Source organism: Streptomyces sp. CA-288835 (genome assembly GCF_050936385.1).
Lineage (GTDB): Bacteria > Actinomycetota > Actinomycetes > Streptomycetales > Streptomycetaceae > Streptomyces.
Window position 1 is genome coordinate 7,223,235 of record NZ_JBNJMW010000001.1, and the last position, 15,361, is coordinate 7,238,595.

The following is a 15,361-nucleotide window of genomic DNA, read 5'->3' on the forward strand; positions in this document are numbered from 1 at the left end:
CGGGTGACTCGAGTTGCATTGAGACTCCGAGGGAGGTGCCCGATGACCAAGGAATACGGGACCGAGGAGTACGGGACCGAGGCGGACCTGCGGGAGATCGAGCGCGTGGCCGATGCCTGGGCCGCGGCGATCGTCGCCGACGATGCCGACGCGATGGCGGAGTGCATGGCGGAGGAGTGGTGCATGGTCGCGCCGACCGGCATCGACGGCCGCGACAAGCTGCTGTCGCTGGTGCGCTCCGGCACGCTCTCGCATTCGGCGATGGAGCGGGTGGGCCCGGCCAGGGTGCGGGTCTACGGCGACACGGCGGTCTGGTCGGCGCGCGTGACGAACACGGCCCACTACGGCGGCGAGCGGTACGACGCCGATGAGTGGACGACCGACGTGTACGTCCGCCGCCGCGGGCGCTGGGTCTGTGTGCTGACCCAGACGACGCCGGCCGGTTCGGAGTGATCCAGCGGTAGGCCCGCGCTGGGCGCTGCGAGCCCGGCGCTTCGAGCTGAACGCGCCCGACGTCCGTACCGTGGCGCGGCGTTCGTGAGCCACACTCGATCTATGAGGCAACACAATCTCTTCGGTGCCGCACTTCGGGCGCGGCGTGAAAGCACTGACCCTGCCGCGGTTGCCCTCACCGCAGAGGGCCGACGTCGTACTCGCGGGCTGCGCAGAGAGGAGCTTGCCGACCTGGCCGGCGTCTCGGCGGACTACATCAGGCGGCTCGAGCAGGGCTGGAGCCACCCGTCGGCCGGGGTCGTGAACTCCCTCGCCCGCGCGTTACGCGTGGACCGGGCCGAGTACGAGCATTTCTGCGCGCTGGCGGGGCACGCCCCCGCCGACGGACCCGTCCCTCGTGACATAGGTCCGGGCGCGCGACGGCTGCTCGAGCGCCTTGACGGCACGCCGGTGTGTGTCTGTGATGCGACGTGGACGGTGGTCGCCTGGAACAGCGCATGGGAGGCGCTGGCGTGCGGGGAGCAGATGTCACACAGCTGGGATCGGAACCTCGCGTGGCGGGGCTTCAACCCGGACTCCGGTCGCGTCCGCAGGTCTGCCGAACAGGCGGCCAGGTTCGAAGCGATGCTGGCGGCGGAGCTTCGGACCGCGTCACTGCGCTATCCCGCGGACGACACCCTCGCCGCCCTGATCGATGAGCTGCGGAGTACGAGTCGGTCGTTCGCCACCTTGTGGAGCAGGGCGGGGGCCGTTGCCCACCAGGATGACCAGTCCGTACTCAGTCACCCCGAGGTGGGTGATATCGCCCTGGACTGCGACCTGTTGACGGTGCGCGACAGCGATCTGCGGGCCATGGTCTTCACTGCTCAGCCGGGTTCCGAGGACGCAGGCCGGCTCAGGGAGCTCGTCGGCGGTGCGGGGCGCGGGCCGACTTCGATGGTGTGACAGTTTGGCCCAGGCTAGGCCCGGGGGCCCGTTGCCATCCTTGATCGACAAGGTGAGCCGGTCGGCGCCAAGGCGCGAAGGCGCGAGCCGGGAGTCGAATCGGCCACCGGCAGTGTCGTAAACCCCATTGATGGAGACGGTGAGCTCGGTGAGCGGTACGGAAATCCTGCAGCGCATGGAAAAGGCGATGAACGCGCACGACTTGGACGAATTCGTCGACTGCTTCACCGAGGACTTCGTCTCGGAGCTTCCGCTGCATCCGGAGCGGAATTTCGTCGGTCGCGAGATCGTCCGGAGGAACTGGGGTGGCCTCTTCGCGCACGTTCCGGACCTGGTGGGGACGGTCCTGCAGTCCGTCGAGGACGGTGACAAGATCTGGAGCGAGTGGGAGATTCGCGGAAATACGCAGGCTGGGATGCCATACCTGGCGCGTGGTGCGGCCATCCATGGCCTCCGCGACGGGCGGCTGGCGTCGGTGCGGTTCTACCTCGACACCGTCGAGGAGGCCACTGAGGCAGCTGGGTAGCTGGGTAGCTTCGCCGGGCAGAAGCGCAGGCACGTCCGCTGGTGATCATGTGGTCGTCGAGACCCATGAGAACCGAGCGAGACGTGCCTGCGGCGTTTCCTGATCCTTGTGACTGGTCCTTGTGGCTGATCCGTGCGGCCACGAAGTCGAGCTCGCGAGTCAGGACTTGAGTACTAGACGACCGAAGCAGCCGTGGCACTCCGGTTCGCCTGACGGGCGTCGCGGTGGGCCTGGGCCGCGGCCATGAGCGCGTCGAGTGCGTCGCGGGTGTGCTGCAGCTCCTCGATGTGGGCGGAGAGCCGGTCCCGTTCCTGGGCCATGCGCTCCATCGCGGCGTCGGAGTTTTCGTCGCTGGGCGAGTCCACACACGGCAGCGTTTCGAGGATGGTGCGGCTGGACAGTCCGCCTGCGTACATGCGCTGGATGAAGGCGACCCGCTCGACCTCGTCGTCGGTGTAGTGCCGCTGTCCGCCGGCGCTGCGGGTGCTGGTGAGCAGGCCTTGTTCCTCGTAGTAGCGCAGGGAGCGGATGCTGACTCCGGTGCGCGCTGCGAGTTCGCCGATCCGCATCTCGTTCTCCTGTCTGTGACCCCGGCCACAAGACTTGCCTCTCACATGGATGTCAGGTTTTACGTTACCTGCCGGGCCCGCCGTTCCGGGGCCTACGACCAGTACGGACCAGTACGGACCAGTGCGAGGAGTACCGGCATGACCACGTTGTTCGACCGCCACCGTCTCGGTGACCTGGAGCTGCCCAACCGCGTCGTGATGGCCCCGATGACCCGGGTCCGGGCCGCGGCCGGGGGTCTTGCGACCCCGTCCATGGCGGTCTACTACGCCCAGCGGGCCACCGCCGGGCTGATCATCAGCGAGGGGGTGCAGCCGAACCTGGTCGGGCAGTCCAACCCGGGCACGCCGGGTCTGTACACCGATGAGCAGGTGGTCTCCTGGCGGCCCGTCACCGACGCCGTGCACGCCAACGGTGGGCGGATCTTCGCCCAGCTCATGCACGGCGGCCGAGTCTCGCATCCCGACACCACGGGCCTCCAGCCGGTCGGGCCGTCCGCGGTCGCCGCCGTGGGGGAGGTGTTCACCCCGACCGGGCCACAGCCCGCCCCGGTACCCCGCGCCCTGGAGAGCGCCGAGGTGCCCGAGCAGGCGCGTTCGTACGCCGAGGCAGCCCGGCGCGCCGTCGACGCAGGCTTCGACGGTGTCGAACTGCACGGCGCGAACGGCTACTTGATCTCACAGTTCCTGTCGTCCAACGCCAACCTGCGCACCGACGCCTACGGCGGCCCGATCGCCCACCGCATCCGCTTCGCCGTCGAGGCGGTCGCCGCCACGGTGGACGCCGTGGGCGCGGCCCGCACCGCGATCAGGCTCTCTCCCGGCGGCACCTTCTGGGGCGTGGAGGAGACCGAGGTGCCTGAGCTGTACGCGGCCCTGCTCGCCGAACTCGCCCGCTTCGACCTCGCTTACGTGCACGTGGAGGCGACCGCGGAGGAGGACGTGCTGCTCGGGCTGCGCCGCGCATGGCCGGGCACACTGATCGTCAACCCGGTGCTCCCGATGGGCCCCAAGCAGACCGACCGGACCGTCGCCGACCACTGGCTCGGACTGGGCGCGGACCTGATCAGCTTCGGCCGCGCCTTCCTCGCCAACCCCGACCTGACCGAACGGCTGCGCACCGGCCTGCCGATCGCACCCGCCGACGAGACCACGTACTACCAGGGCGGCGACGCGGGCTACCTCACGTACCCGGCCTACCAGTACACCGCCTGACCGAAAGCCGGAAGGCGGGGGTGCAAGGCGAGGGCGGAGCAGCGCGGTCCCGGCCGGGGACGTTTCTCATCGTTGCCGGCCGGGTCGTGGCCCCCGCGGGTCCGCCAGGGACGTCGCAGGCCTCGGGCGGCGAACCGGCCGCTGTCCGGGCCGTGTTCCTCGCAACGCCCGGTTTCTCCTTTCTGGGGACAAAGTATGGACGGTCTCAACTCCCCTTCGTACGCTGGGCGTCGGTTTCGTACGGAGGACCCGCGTGCATCACCTGCATCACCGCGGAACCTCGCCGTGCCCCCCGTACGTGCAGGAACTCCACTCCGCGGACGCCGGTCACCCCCGGCGCATCGCCTCACAGCGCCCAGCAGGAGGAAGAGTGACGCCACGCAAGTCTCCGAGGCCCCGCCGCAACCGCCGCAGAGCACGAAGAACCGCCGGATTACTTCTCACCGCCCTCTTCACCGCAGGCCTCGCGGCCCCCGCCGCCGGCGCGGAGGACAAGCCGTTCGCGGATCTGCCGCCCCAGGAACCCGGCGTCACCCTCCGCGTCTTCGACATCCAGTCCCCGCTGAGCGAACTCTGCGACCTCAAGCCCGCCCAGACGCCCAACGTCGACAAACTGATCCCCACCGTCGACTGGTCCTCCACCGAGGGCTTCGGCTTCACCGACAATTTCGTGTCGCAGATCATCGGCAACATCAATGCTCCCGCTGACGGTACGTACACCTTCCGCCTGATCAGCGACGACGGCTCCCGCCTCTTCATCGGCGACCAGAAGGTCATCGACCACGACGGACTGCACGGCGCCGAGCCCAAGGACGGCGAGATCACCCTCACGCCCGGTTACCACGCCCTGCACATCGACCACTTCGACCGCGGTGGCGAACAGCAGGTCACCCTCCAGTGGAAGCCGCCGGGCGCCGACGACTTCACCCTCGTCCCGAACTCCGTTCTCAGTACCGACGCCGACGTCGTCCGCGTCACCGCCCCCGGCCGCAAGGAGTGCGAGGGCACTTACGACACTCCCGGCGACGGCCTCCCGCTGACCTCGGTCAACCCCGCCTACGACCTCACCGATCTACGCCCCGAGGGCTTCGAGCCGCAGGTCTCCGCGATGGACTGGATGCCGGGCGGCCGGCTCGCCGTGACCACGTGGGGCGGCAGCGACGAGACGCGGGGAGAGGTGTACGTCCTCGACAACGTCACGGGTGACACCGGTCCGGAGAAAGTCACGTACAAGAAGATCGCCGACGGCCTGAAGGAGCCGATGGGGATCAAGTACGTCGACGGAAAGCTGTACGTCTCGGAGAAGCACCAGCTGACCGAGCTGTCCGACACCAAGGGCGACAACACCGCGGGCGAGATCCGGAAGGTCGCCGAGTGGCCGTACGGAGGGAACTTCCACGAGTTCGCCTTCGGACTGCTCTACGAGGACGGGCATTTCTATCTGAACCTGTCCGTCGCCATCAACTACGGCGGCGCGACGACCGATCCGCAGCCCGCCCCGAACCGCGGCACCACCATCAAGGTGAACAAGAAGACCGGAAAGGTCAGTTACCTGGCCGGCGGCCTGCGCACACCGAACGGGATCGGACGCGGTCCCGAGGGCGAGCTCTTCGTCACCGACAACCAGGGCGGCTGGCTGCCCTCCTCCAAGCTGCTGCACATCAAACCCGGCCGGTTCTTCAACCACCACACCAACCCGGACGGCCCGTTCGACGACCGTACGGTCACCAAGCCGGTGCTCTGGCTGCCGCAGAACGAGATCGCCAACTCACCCAGCACACCCATGCTGCTGAAGAAGGGGCCCTTCGCCGGGCAGATGCTCTTCGGCGATGTCACCTACGGCGGAATCCAGCGCGCCGACCTGGAGAAGGTGGACGGCGAATACCAGGGCGCGGTGTTCCGGCACACACAGGGCCTGGAGGCCGGCATCACCCGCATCAGCACCGGACCGGACGGCGCGATCTACGCGGGCGGTCTGGGCGCCGACGGAAACTGGGGCCAGGAAGGCAAACTCCGCTTCGGCCTGCAGAAACTCACGCCGAACGGCAAGAGCGTCTTCGACATCAAGACCATGCGCGCCACCCGCGACGGCTTCGAACTCACCTACACCAAGCCGCTGTCGGAGGAGACCGCCGCCAAGCTGACGAGCGGCGCGTACTCGGTGGAGTAGTGGCGCTACGTCCCCACCCCGGCGTACGGGGGACCCAAGGTCGACGAGGAGGTCCTCCCCGTCGCGGCGGCCCGGATATCCGACGACCGTCGCAAGGTCCGGCTCACCATCCCCGGCCTGAAGACCGACCGGGTGGTGCATGTGCGCTCGCCGCGCCCGTTCGCTTCGGCCGATGGTGAGCAACTCTGGTCCACCGAGGCCTGGTACACCCTGAACGCACGTCCCGGTCCCGAGGAGCCCGTCACCTCGTACGACGCCGAATCGGCACGCCTGTCCGGCGGAGCGGACATCGACACCGAGCATGCCGGCCACACCGGCGGCGGCTTCGTCGACGGCTTCGGCACCCAGGGCGCCACCGCCACCTTCGAGGTCGACGCACCCGCGAAGGGCAGCTACGACGTGGGCCTGCGCTACGCCAACGGCCCGCACCCCTTCACCGGCACCAAGACGCTCGGTGTCAGCGTCAACGGCGGAGAGGCACGGCAGACCAGCCTCCCCTCCACCGGCGCCTGGAACCGCTGGTCCACCAGCACCGAGCGGCTCGACCTCCGCAAGGGCCGCAACACCATCACGTACACCTACCGGCCGGAGGACACCGGCAACGTCAACCTCGACATGATCGACGTACGCAGACCCGGCAGCCGTATCGACCTGTTCTCCGGCGGCAGCCTCGCCACCGCCTGGCAGCACACCGACGGCCGAAGCGCCGAATGGCCGCACACCGCCGAGGACTCCATCGAGGTGTGCTGCGGCGACCTCCGCACCAAACAGGCCTTCGGCGACTTCAGACTGCACGCCGAATTCCGGGTGCCGAAGCTGCCGGACGACGTCACCGGGCAGGACCGCGGCAACAGCGGCATCTATCTCCAGGACCGTTACGAGATCCAGATCCTGGACTCGTTCGGGGTGAAGCAACTCGCCCCGAACGAGGCCGCGGCCATCTACGAGAAGAAGGCCGCCGACCTGAACGCCGCCACCGCACCCGAAACCTGGCAGACGTACGACATCGTCTTCCGAGCGGCCCGTTTCGACGCCGCAGGCCAGAAGACGGAGGACGCCAGGATCACCGTGGTGTGGAACGGCAGAAAAGTCCACGACAACGTCGCGGTGAACGGCCCAACCGGCGGCGGCGATGCGGAATCGGCCGCAGCAGGAGCAATCCGCCTCCAGGACCACGGCAACAAGGTCCGCTTCAGGAACCTTTGGATCGAACCGACCAACGGCCCGACACCCGACCCGAATTGACCAACGGCGTCCGCTGCCAGTGACGCCCCCTTCGCACGGGCGTGACAGCACTTCCCGCGGCCGACTCCTCCTCCGAGGCGGTGGAGGAGTCGGCCGTGGGGGTTCGAGCCACCGCTCCGGCACACTCGTGCAGTCGGCTCGGATTCAGGTTCAGGGTTGCTCCGTCCCGTCTGTCGAGTGAGGAAGCAAGGGGAACAGGCGGGTGATGAGGGCCACCGGTCGGGCGCCGTCGGGTCGGGCCAGGGGGCGTTGTTCGCGGTCCTGGTAGGGGGTGAGTGCTCGTCGGATGGCGTCCGCGACTCGGGTCATCTCTTCGGGCGTCAAGTAGGCGACGGCGCTGAAGGCTTCGTCGTGGCGCCATTCGGCCGGCGCCTGGTCGCGCTGCGCGAGCCATCGCTGCCAGCTCTCGTCCTCCAGGCCTCGGGCCAATTCGCCGAACTGCTCCTCCGCAGGGGCCCCTTCGGTGGTCTTGCGCTGCCTCAGACGCCAAGGGCGTGCGCGACCCCCGCGGTGCGGGGCCTCCTCGATGTGCCCGTGGCGTGCGAGCTGCCGTAGGTGAAACGAGCAGAGTCCAGAGCTGTAGCCCAGCCGGACCGCGGCTTCGGTCGCCGTAACGGTGCCGACTTCGGCGAGCAGGTCCAACAGGGCCGTACGGACCTCATGTTCACGCAGTGCGTCGCCGGTGGCCCGTGCCCGGCCGGGCTGGGAGTTGAGGTCATCTTCAGTCACTTTGCAAAGTCTGCTACTTTGCAAAGAACTTGGCAAGGGGAGCAAGGGGAGACAGCGATGTCCGTACGCCACGACCAGTCCCGTCCCGTAGACCGGCGAGTCCGTGTCCAGGGCCAACCCGTCGACTCGTACCCGGCGCTGCCACCGGAAGCGGAACGGGGGTCGATGCGGCGGGTCACGGTGGTGGGTGAGGAGATCCTGAGCCGACCGTGCCGGGAGCTGGCCGAGTTCGGAACTCCGGAACTGTCGGCGTTAATCGACGACATGTTCCTGACGATGTACGTGGCTGACGGCGCCGGTCTGGCAGCCAATCAAGTAGGCGTCGACCTGCGGCTGTTCGTATATGACTGCCCGGACGACAACGGGATTCGGCACGTCGGCCACATCATCAACCCCATCCTGGAACTGCCAACTCCAGGTAGCCGCCGACTCGTTGACGAACTCGAGGGCTGCCTGTCCGTGCCCGGCGCCGCCATGACGGTTGCCCGCACCGATCATGCCGTCGCTCGCGGGCTAGACCAGGACGGCAACCCCCTCGTCATCGAAGGAACGGGCTACTTCGCACGGTGCCTGCAGCACGAGACCGACCACCTCTTCGGCCACACGTATCTCGACCGACTGTCCAAGCGAGACCGCAAGGACGCGCTGCGGCAAATGGAAGACCGCCGCGAGGACGTCTTCGCCCACCGCGCGACCAAGGCGGCCCGCCTGGGCCAATGAGAAGCTCGCCGGCAGCAGCCAGGACAAGACTGACGGCTCTCGGGTCAGGACGTAAACCAGGACCCACCTCAGCGCGCAATCATCCGGCAGCTTTCCCGCTGCGGCTTGCGCGTCTCGGTGCGGCCGTACGGCCGCACCGAGACGCGCAAGCTTGCGCCGTTGCCGCCAGTCCAGGGGCGGGCTGGATTGAGGTACGCCTGGGCGGTGTTTGGGCACGCGGACGCGTAGTGCGCCGGGTGCGAGGCGGCAGTGCACGGGTGTGGGGAGGATCGTGGCCTCGCCGTCGAGGCCTGCCTCGATTTGCGGGCGGTCGGCGTCTACGACCGCTTCGCGGGCGGTCACGACCGTGAGTCCGTCCGGCTCCGGGTCCAGGAGGAGGGCGACGCGCGCACCGAGTCGTTCGGCCGTCTCCTTCAGGCCGAACGCCGCCGCCGGAGCGCGGGTTGGAAACAGTTCCCGGATGTGTAGGCCGGTGTTGGTCATTTCGGGCCGGGCGGAGGGGTGTGGTCGGTCGCGAATGATCCAGTCGACGATCATCTTCTGCCCTTCCTGTGCAGAGGGGAGCAGTTGTTCGCCAATCGCTGGCATGTGCTTCCCGGGGTATGGGGGCGGGCGTTAGCTTCGGCCCGTCGAGATCATCACAGGCGAGCGGGGGCGCACGGCGTTGGGCAAGCGGGAGCGGGGAGCGAAGCAGCGGGAACCGCGCCCGTTCCGTGCGCTGGCTGGCCCGTTCGTGGTCGCCCCGCCTTCTGGATGCCGCATCCGCACCCGGCTGCACCTCTCGCCCGCCGACGAGGAGGTACTGCGGGCGGTCGGGGAGCACCTGGGCGCGCTGGCCGGAGCGGACTTGGCGGCGCGGGTGCGGATCGGGAACGTGCCCGCCGCGCACAATCGGCGGGCCGAGCGGAAGAAGGCCTTGACCGCGCAGTCCTCCTCCCGCTGGGCGGGATCGATCACCCGCACCAGCGAGGACCAGTACCAGCTGGCCCGGCGGGCACTGAACGCCCGCATTGGCTCGCTACGTCAGGCGATCGCCACGATCACCTCCCGCCTCGCCGTCGCACCTGGCACCCGCGAGCAGCGCGGGCGCAGGTGGGTGCGCGGGTATGCCGATGACAGCGAGCGGCGGGCCAAGCAGCAGCGGCTGCAGATCCTGCAGGGCCAGCTGCGCCGGGCGGTGCGGGAGCGGGACAGCGGCCACGTGCGGGTCACCCGGGGCGGACGCCGGTTGCTCAACGCCCGCCACCACCTTTACGACGCCGCCACCGCCGAAAAGCCGCTGACCGCAGCCGACTGGCAGGCTCAGCTGGAGGGGTGGGGCACGGTCTGGTCGGCGCGGCGGATGTTTCTGACCGCGGACGGGGAGGCGGGCGCGCCGTTCGGGAACTACACCCTCAGCATCGACCCCGCCGACGGCTCCATCGCGATGGTGCTGCCCGACCCGCTGCGCGTCCAGTACGCCAACGCCCCGCGCGGCCGGTACGTGCTGGACGCGGCGGCCGTCTTCAGGCACCGGGGCGGGCAGTGGGCGGACCGGATCGCCGTGGGCGCCTCGGTCCGCTACGACATCACCTACGACCCGGCCCGCGGACACTGGTATCTGGATGCCTCCTGGTCCACCACGGTCAAGGGCCAGACAGCCCCGGCCCCGGCCCTGAAAACGCTGCGGCAACATCCGGTCCTCGCTGTGGACGTCAACGCCGACCATCTCGCCGCCTGGATCATCGACCCCTGCGGCAACCCCGTCGGCGCTCCCCACACCATCCCCCTTCAGCTGTCCGGTCTGCCCGCCCCCACCCGCGACGCACGGCTGCGCGCAGCGATCTCCCAGCTCCTGCACCTCGCCCAGCGGCATGAGTGCGCGGCGCTGGTGATCGAGAACCTGGACTTTACTGACGCCCGCGCCACCGGAAGGGAGAAGCTGGGCCGGGGCCGGCGCGGCAAAGCCTTCCGCCGCACCGTGGCAGGGATCCCGACGGCCAAGTTCCGCGACCGCCTGGCCGGGATGGCCCACCACGCCGGACTCTCCGTGATCGCGGTCGATCCGGCGTATTCGAGCAAGTGGGGTGCCCAGCACTGGCTGAACCCCCTGAAACAGCAGGCTTCTACCGGCTCGACCACTGTGAGCGGGCATCATGCCGCCGCGGTGGTTGTCGGCAGACGCGGTCTGGGCTGTACGGCCCGGCGCAGGAAAGACGGACCCCGCCAAACCGCTGCCACCACCGCCACCCGGCGTGCTGAGGCAGCGGCCGTGCGACCGGAGGATCGCACCGGGACAACCGCCCCCGCAGCGCCGAGTCACCACAGCACAGGCCGTACGGAGCGGACAGCTCCGGCACGGACCTCGCGCAGCACCCCCGGGGTGCGTCAGACACGAGCGCGCCCACCCGGAAAGCACCCGCCCCACGGCCCCACCACCGTTCGGGGGCCCAGCATCCACGACCAGCTCACGCTGTTCGCAATGCCAGAAACGGCCAATACCGGCCAATCAACCTAGGAACGGTACTGGACCTGGACGATCGCCGTGCTTCCGTCGGCCGAGACGGCGCCGGTGGCGCGGGGCTCGGCGACAGCGCTGACCTGGGGGGCTTTCTCGGCCGCCGTCACGGTCCGGGAGATGGCCGCGGCGTACGGCGCTTCGGTTATCCGGTGGCCCTCGGGGGCGGTGAAGACGATCTGGGCATTGGCGCCCGAGGATTCCGGAAGGGTCTTGCTCAGACTGTCCAGCGCACGCTGCGACTCGGTGCCGGGCACCGTGAAGCGGTCATCGAGCTTGCCGCTGAAGACGCTGACGCACGCGATGAGCGCGGCCAGGACGAAGAGCCATATGCCCAGGACCAGCTTGCGGTGCCGGTAGGCGCCGAGGCCCAGCCGGTGGAGCAGTACGGCCATGAAGAACTCCCTGGGTCGGGGTGGGGATCTTGGTCGATGGACCGACTTTATCATCTGCTCAAGTCGTACGAACAAGTCGGATCGCACACAGACGGATGCGGTACCGGCGGATGCCGTAGCGGCGGATGCCGTGCCCGTGGCGCGGCCGCTGAGGTCCGGTTCCTGGCCGCGCGGGTCAGTTTCCGCTGAACGGCGGGTGCATACGTTTCCTGCAACACCCGTGAAGCGGGACGAACGAGGAGGCAGGCCCGTGGAAGAAAGCCAGTTGGATACGTGCGTGATCGGGGCGGGGCCTGCCGGTCTTGCGGTCGCCAGGGCGCTCGCGGAGCGGAACCTGCCGTACACGCACCTGGAGCGGCACACCGGGCCCGGCGGTATCTGGGACATCGACAACCCCGGCAGCCCGATGTACGAGTCGGCCCACTTCATCTCCAGCAGGACGCTGTCAGGGTTCGGCGGTTTCCCGATGCCCGACCACTTCGCGGACTATCCGCCGCACCGGCAGATCCTGTCGTACCTGCGGTCCTTCGCCGACGCGTACGGGCTGACGGACCGCATCGAGTTCGGCGTCGAGGTCGAGAACGTCGAGAAGAACGCGGACGGCACGTGGACGGTCACCCGGGCCGACGGGCGGGAAAGCGTGCACGGTCAGGTCGTCGTCTGTACGGGCTCGCAGTGGCACCCCAACATCCCCGAACTGCCGGGGGAGTTCAGCGGTGAGGTCCGGCACACCGTCGGCTATCGCAGCGCGGATGAGCTGCGGGGCAAGCGGGTGCTGGTCGTGGGCGCCGGGAACTCCGGCTGCGACATCGCCTGCGATGCGGCCCGGACCGCGGACCGCGCGGTGATCAGCATGCGGCGCGGCTACTGGTTCATCCCCAAGCACCTGTTCGGCCGGCCCGTGGACACCATCGCCAACAGTGGGCCGCACCTGCCGATGTGGCTGGCGCAGCGCGTCTTCGGCGGGCTCCTGCGGATCATCAACGGTGACCCGACGCGGCTGGGGCTGCCGAAGCCGGACCACAAGCTGTTCGAGACCCACCCGGCCATCAACTCGATGCTGATCCACCACCTCCAGCACGGCGACATCACCGCCAAGCCCGGGATCGCCCGCACCGAGGGCCAGACCGTGTACTTCACCGACGGCACGAGCGACGACTTCGATCTCGTCCTGCTGGCCACGGGCTACGTCCACAAAGTGCCGGTCGCGCAGCGGTACTTCGGCGACGAGCAGCACCCGGACCTGTACCTGTCGTCGTTCTCGCGCCAGCACGAGGGCCTGTTCGGCGTCGGCTTCATCGAGACCAACTCCGGTGCGTACCAGCTCTTCGACTCCCAGGCGCAGCTGATCGCCGCGTACATCCACGACGCGCGGCACCTCCTGCCGAGCGCGGAGCGGTTCGCCCAGATGATCCGCGCCGACCGGCCGGACCTGACCGGCGGGCTGAAGTTGGTCGACTCGCCCCGCCATACCGGCTACGTCGACAGCTCGGCCATCGTGAAGTACCTGGGCAAGGTCGCGCGGCAGATGGGCTGGCGGACCGAGGGCCAGCCGCCGCCCGTACGGTCCCTGCGACCTGCGGTGGCGACGGCATGAGCGGGTTCGACTTCACCGACAAGGTCATCCTGGTGACCGGCGGCGCGGGCGGCATCGGCAGCGCGCTGTGCCGTCGCTTCGCCTCCGGCGGCGCCCGCTGCGTCGTCGTCGACATCGACGGAATCCGCGCCATGAGGGTGGCCGCGGATCTGCCGGGCATCGGGCATACCGGCATCGGCTGTGATCTGCTGGACCGGGCCCAGGTGGAGCGGCTGTTCCAGGTGGTCGCCGATGACCACGGCCGCCTGGACGTACTCGTCAACAACGTGGGCATGACCAACGCGGAACGCTTCGACGTCCGCAGCGTCGAGAGCATCGAGCGGGAGATCACCCTCAACCTGACGTCACCGCTGGTCGCGACCCGGATCGCGATCCCCCTGCTGAAGGCTTCTCGGGACGCCCGGGTCGTCACCACGGTCTCCCTCGGCGGAATCTTCCCGCTGGGCGAGACCCCGATCTACACCGCTTCCAAGTTCGGGCTGCGGGGCGCGATGCTGGCCATCGGCCTCGACCTGAGGAGCAAGGGCATCCTGGCCGGTTCGGTACTGCCGTCGGCGACCGACACCCGGATGCTGCGCCAGGAAGCCGTGGACGGCGGGAACTCCATGCAGTTCCAAGACCGGCCCCAGCAGCCCGCCGACGTCGTCGCGGCCGTGGTGAGCCTGCTGGACAAGCCCCGGCTGGAGGCCTACCCGCGGCCCGGCGAGTCCCGGCTGGTGCGTTTCGCGATGCTCATGCCGAACCTGCTGCCCCGCGTCTTCCCGCTGTTCCGCAAACGCGGCGACCGCGGCATGGCCCGCTATCTGGAGGAACTCCGCCGACGCGGACTGGCCCGCCAGAGCGACGGGCGCTGGGAACTGGTGGAGGAAGCATGACGATGAATGAGACGACTACGAACGAGACGCTGCAGGTCGTCAACGCCGCCACCGGTGAGCCGATCACCTCCCTGCCCGCCTCGAGCGCCGACGACGTCGCCAAGGCCGCCGAACGGGCCCGGCAGGTCCATGAAGCCGGGGTGTGGTCGCGGCTGCCGGTCCGGGAGCGCGGTGCGGTGCTGCTGCGGCTGGCCGACCTCATGGAACGCGACGCCGAGATCCTCGCCCGGCTGGACAGCGAGGACGCCGGCAAGCCGATCACGGAGTGCCGTTCGGGCGACGTACCGGGCGCGATCGAGTCGATCCGCTGGTTCGCCGAGGCCGCCGACAAGGTCTTCGGCCGCATCGCGCCGAGCGGGCCCGACGCTCTCGGTCTCATGAGCCGCGAACCGGTCGGCGTCGTCGCGGCGATCCTGCCGTGGAACTACCCGCTGGCCATGACCGCCTGGAAGGTCGGCCCGGCCCTGGCCGCGGGCAACTGTCTGCTGGCCAAGCCCGCCGAGGCGACCCCGCGCTCGGCCCTGCACCTGGCCGCACTCGCCGCAGAGGCCGGCCTGCCCGACGGGGTGCTCACCGTGCTACCCGGGTACGGCCAGGAAGCCGGGGCGGCACTCGCCCGTAACCCCCTGGTGGGGGCGCTCTCCTTCACCGGGTCCACTACGACTGGCCGCCACATCCTCAGGGCCGCCGCCGAGAGCAACTTCAAGCGCGTCTCGCTGGAGATGGGCGGCAAGAGCCCCCAGGTGCTGATGGCCGACGCGCTCTCCTACGGCGATGAGCTCATCGACAACATGATCGAGGCCGCGTTCTTGACCATGGGGCAGAACTGCACGGCCGGCTCCCGGATCCTGGTTCACCACAGCATCGCCGAGGAGGTCGTGGAGCGGTTCACGGTCGCCGCGAGAGAGCTCGTCATCGGCGATCCGGCCGACCCGCGCACGCAGTTGGGGCCGCTCATCAACCGCGACGCCTTCGACCGGGTAGCGGGAGCCGTGGAGGCCGCCCGGGCCGGCGGAGCCCAGATCCACACCGGGGGACTGCCGCATGGTCTGCCTCCGCGCGGCGCGTACTACCCGCCCACCGTGATCACCCGAGCCCCCGACGGCAGCGACGTCCTCACCAAGGAGTTGTTCGGTCCGGTCGTCACCGTCCAGACCTTCACCTCCGAGGACGAGGCGGTACGCAGGGCCAACGCCACCGAGTACGGTCTCGCCGCCTCCGTCTGGACCCGCGACATCGATACGGCGCTGAGGCTGGCCCGCGGTATCGAGGCCGGCGTGGTCTCCGTCAACGCCTACAGCGAGGGTGACATCACCACGCCTTTCGGCGGCTGGAAGCAGTCGGGATTCGGCGGAGCGGAGAAGTCCACCGACGCCTTCGACCAGTGGACCCGGGAGAAGACGATCTGGATCCGCACCCGCTGACCCA

Annotated in this window: 13 protein-coding genes and 1 pseudogene; 11 read left to right on the plus strand and 3 right to left on the minus strand. The window is 69.2% G+C overall.

Annotation, left to right across the window (positions count from 1 at the left end):
- Positions 1 to 42: 42 nt before the first annotated feature.
- From ACQEVY_RS32675 to ACQEVY_RS32685, 3 genes are all read left to right on the plus strand, one after another.
- On the plus strand, positions 43 to 453 hold the full coding sequence (locus ACQEVY_RS32675) for a nuclear transport factor 2 family protein (protein WP_432952979.1): 411 nt from the start codon (positions 43 to 45) through the stop codon (positions 451 to 453).
- A gap of 102 nt (positions 454 to 555) precedes the next feature.
- Positions 556 to 1,398, plus strand: a complete 843-nt coding sequence (locus ACQEVY_RS32680) for a helix-turn-helix domain-containing protein (RefSeq protein ID WP_432952981.1) — start codon at positions 556 to 558, stop codon at positions 1,396 to 1,398.
- A 130-nt stretch (positions 1,399 to 1,528) separates the two neighbouring features.
- On the plus strand, positions 1,529 to 1,924 hold the full coding sequence (locus tag ACQEVY_RS32685) for a nuclear transport factor 2 family protein (RefSeq protein ID WP_432952983.1): 396 nt from the start codon (positions 1,529 to 1,531) through the stop codon (positions 1,922 to 1,924).
- 173 nt (positions 1,925 to 2,097) lie between these two features.
- Here ACQEVY_RS32685 and ACQEVY_RS32690 read toward each other — a convergent pair whose 3' ends face one another.
- Positions 2,098 to 2,493: a MerR family transcriptional regulator gene (locus tag ACQEVY_RS32690; protein WP_432952984.1), complete on the minus strand. Its 396-nt coding sequence runs from the start codon at positions 2,491 to 2,493 to the stop codon at positions 2,098 to 2,100.
- Between the two features lie 138 nt (positions 2,494 to 2,631).
- Here ACQEVY_RS32690 and ACQEVY_RS32695 point away from each other — a divergent pair, with 138 nt between their 5' ends.
- Both ACQEVY_RS32695 and ACQEVY_RS32700 read left to right on the plus strand, forming a co-directional pair.
- Positions 2,632 to 3,705, plus strand: a complete 1,074-nt coding sequence (locus ACQEVY_RS32695) for an alkene reductase (RefSeq protein ID WP_432952985.1) — start codon at positions 2,632 to 2,634, stop codon at positions 3,703 to 3,705.
- 370 nt (positions 3,706 to 4,075) lie between these two features.
- Positions 4,076 to 7,120 (plus strand): annotated as a pseudogene (locus ACQEVY_RS32700) (family 16 glycoside hydrolase).
- 150 nt (positions 7,121 to 7,270) lie between these two features.
- Here ACQEVY_RS32700 and ACQEVY_RS32705 read toward each other — a convergent pair.
- On the minus strand, positions 7,271 to 7,849 hold the full coding sequence (locus ACQEVY_RS32705; RefSeq protein ID WP_432952986.1) for an ArsR family transcriptional regulator: 579 nt from the start codon (positions 7,847 to 7,849) through the stop codon (positions 7,271 to 7,273).
- A 57-nt stretch (positions 7,850 to 7,906) separates the two neighbouring features.
- On the opposite strand from ACQEVY_RS32705, the gene def reads away from it, so the two are divergent.
- From def to ACQEVY_RS32720, 3 genes are all read left to right on the plus strand, one after another.
- Complete coding sequence (def, locus tag ACQEVY_RS32710; RefSeq protein WP_432952987.1) at positions 7,907 to 8,569, plus strand: peptide deformylase; 663 nt, start codon at positions 7,907 to 7,909, stop codon at positions 8,567 to 8,569.
- Positions 8,570 to 8,818: 249 nt separating this feature from the next.
- A complete protein-coding gene (locus ACQEVY_RS32715; RefSeq protein ID WP_432952988.1) occupies positions 8,819 to 9,037 on the plus strand; it encodes a hypothetical protein in 219 nt (72 codons plus the stop codon).
- Positions 9,038 to 9,233: 196 nt separating this feature from the next.
- Positions 9,234 to 11,066 carry a hypothetical protein gene (locus ACQEVY_RS32720; RefSeq protein ID WP_432952989.1) on the plus strand — a complete coding sequence of 611 codons (1,833 nt, stop codon included), beginning with the start codon at positions 9,234 to 9,236 and terminating at the stop codon, positions 11,064 to 11,066.
- On the opposite strand, the gene ACQEVY_RS32725 is transcribed toward ACQEVY_RS32720, so the two are convergent.
- Positions 11,063 to 11,461, minus strand: coding sequence for an MMPL family transporter (locus ACQEVY_RS32725; RefSeq protein ID WP_432952990.1), 399 nt, complete (start codon positions 11,459 to 11,461; stop codon positions 11,063 to 11,065). The genes ACQEVY_RS32720 and ACQEVY_RS32725 overlap by 4 nt on opposite strands.
- 250 nt (positions 11,462 to 11,711) lie before the next feature.
- On the opposite strand from ACQEVY_RS32725, the gene ACQEVY_RS32730 reads away from it, so the two are divergent.
- The 3 genes from ACQEVY_RS32730 to ACQEVY_RS32740 are packed head-to-tail and all read left to right on the plus strand — an operon-like array spanning position 11,712 to position 15,357.
- Entirely contained in the window at positions 11,712 to 13,058 is a 1,347-nt protein-coding gene (locus ACQEVY_RS32730) for a flavin-containing monooxygenase (RefSeq protein WP_432952991.1), read from the plus strand.
- Positions 13,055 to 13,933, plus strand: a complete 879-nt coding sequence (locus ACQEVY_RS32735; RefSeq protein WP_432952992.1) for an SDR family NAD(P)-dependent oxidoreductase — start codon at positions 13,055 to 13,057, stop codon at positions 13,931 to 13,933. Before ACQEVY_RS32730 ends, ACQEVY_RS32735 begins: the two co-directional genes overlap by 4 nt.
- On the plus strand, positions 13,930 to 15,357 hold the full coding sequence (locus tag ACQEVY_RS32740) for an aldehyde dehydrogenase family protein (RefSeq protein WP_432952993.1): 1,428 nt from the start codon (positions 13,930 to 13,932) through the stop codon (positions 15,355 to 15,357). Before ACQEVY_RS32735 ends, ACQEVY_RS32740 begins: the two co-directional genes overlap by 4 nt.
- Positions 15,358 to 15,361 lie beyond the last annotated feature (4 nt).

Coding starts and splice junctions, on each gene's coding strand:
- ACQEVY_RS32675 (WP_432952979.1), top strand. CDS start 43: ATGACCAAGGAATACGGGACCGAGGAGTACGGGACCGAGGCGGACCTG.
- ACQEVY_RS32680 (WP_432952981.1), top strand. CDS start 556: ATGAGGCAACACAATCTCTTCGGTGCCGCACTTCGGGCGCGGCGTGAA.
- ACQEVY_RS32685 (WP_432952983.1), top strand. CDS start 1,529: ATGGAGACGGTGAGCTCGGTGAGCGGTACGGAAATCCTGCAGCGCATG.
- ACQEVY_RS32690 (WP_432952984.1), bottom strand. CDS start 2,493: ATGCGGATCGGCGAACTCGCAGCGCGCACCGGAGTCAGCATCCGCTCC.
- ACQEVY_RS32695 (WP_432952985.1), top strand. CDS start 2,632: ATGACCACGTTGTTCGACCGCCACCGTCTCGGTGACCTGGAGCTGCCC.
- def (WP_432952987.1), top strand. CDS start 7,907: ATGTCCGTACGCCACGACCAGTCCCGTCCCGTAGACCGGCGAGTCCGT.
- ACQEVY_RS32725 (WP_432952990.1), bottom strand. CDS start 11,461: ATGGCCGTACTGCTCCACCGGCTGGGCCTCGGCGCCTACCGGCACCGC.
- ACQEVY_RS32735 (WP_432952992.1), top strand. CDS start 13,055: ATGAGCGGGTTCGACTTCACCGACAAGGTCATCCTGGTGACCGGCGGC.
- ACQEVY_RS32740 (WP_432952993.1), top strand. CDS start 13,930: ATGACGATGAATGAGACGACTACGAACGAGACGCTGCAGGTCGTCAAC.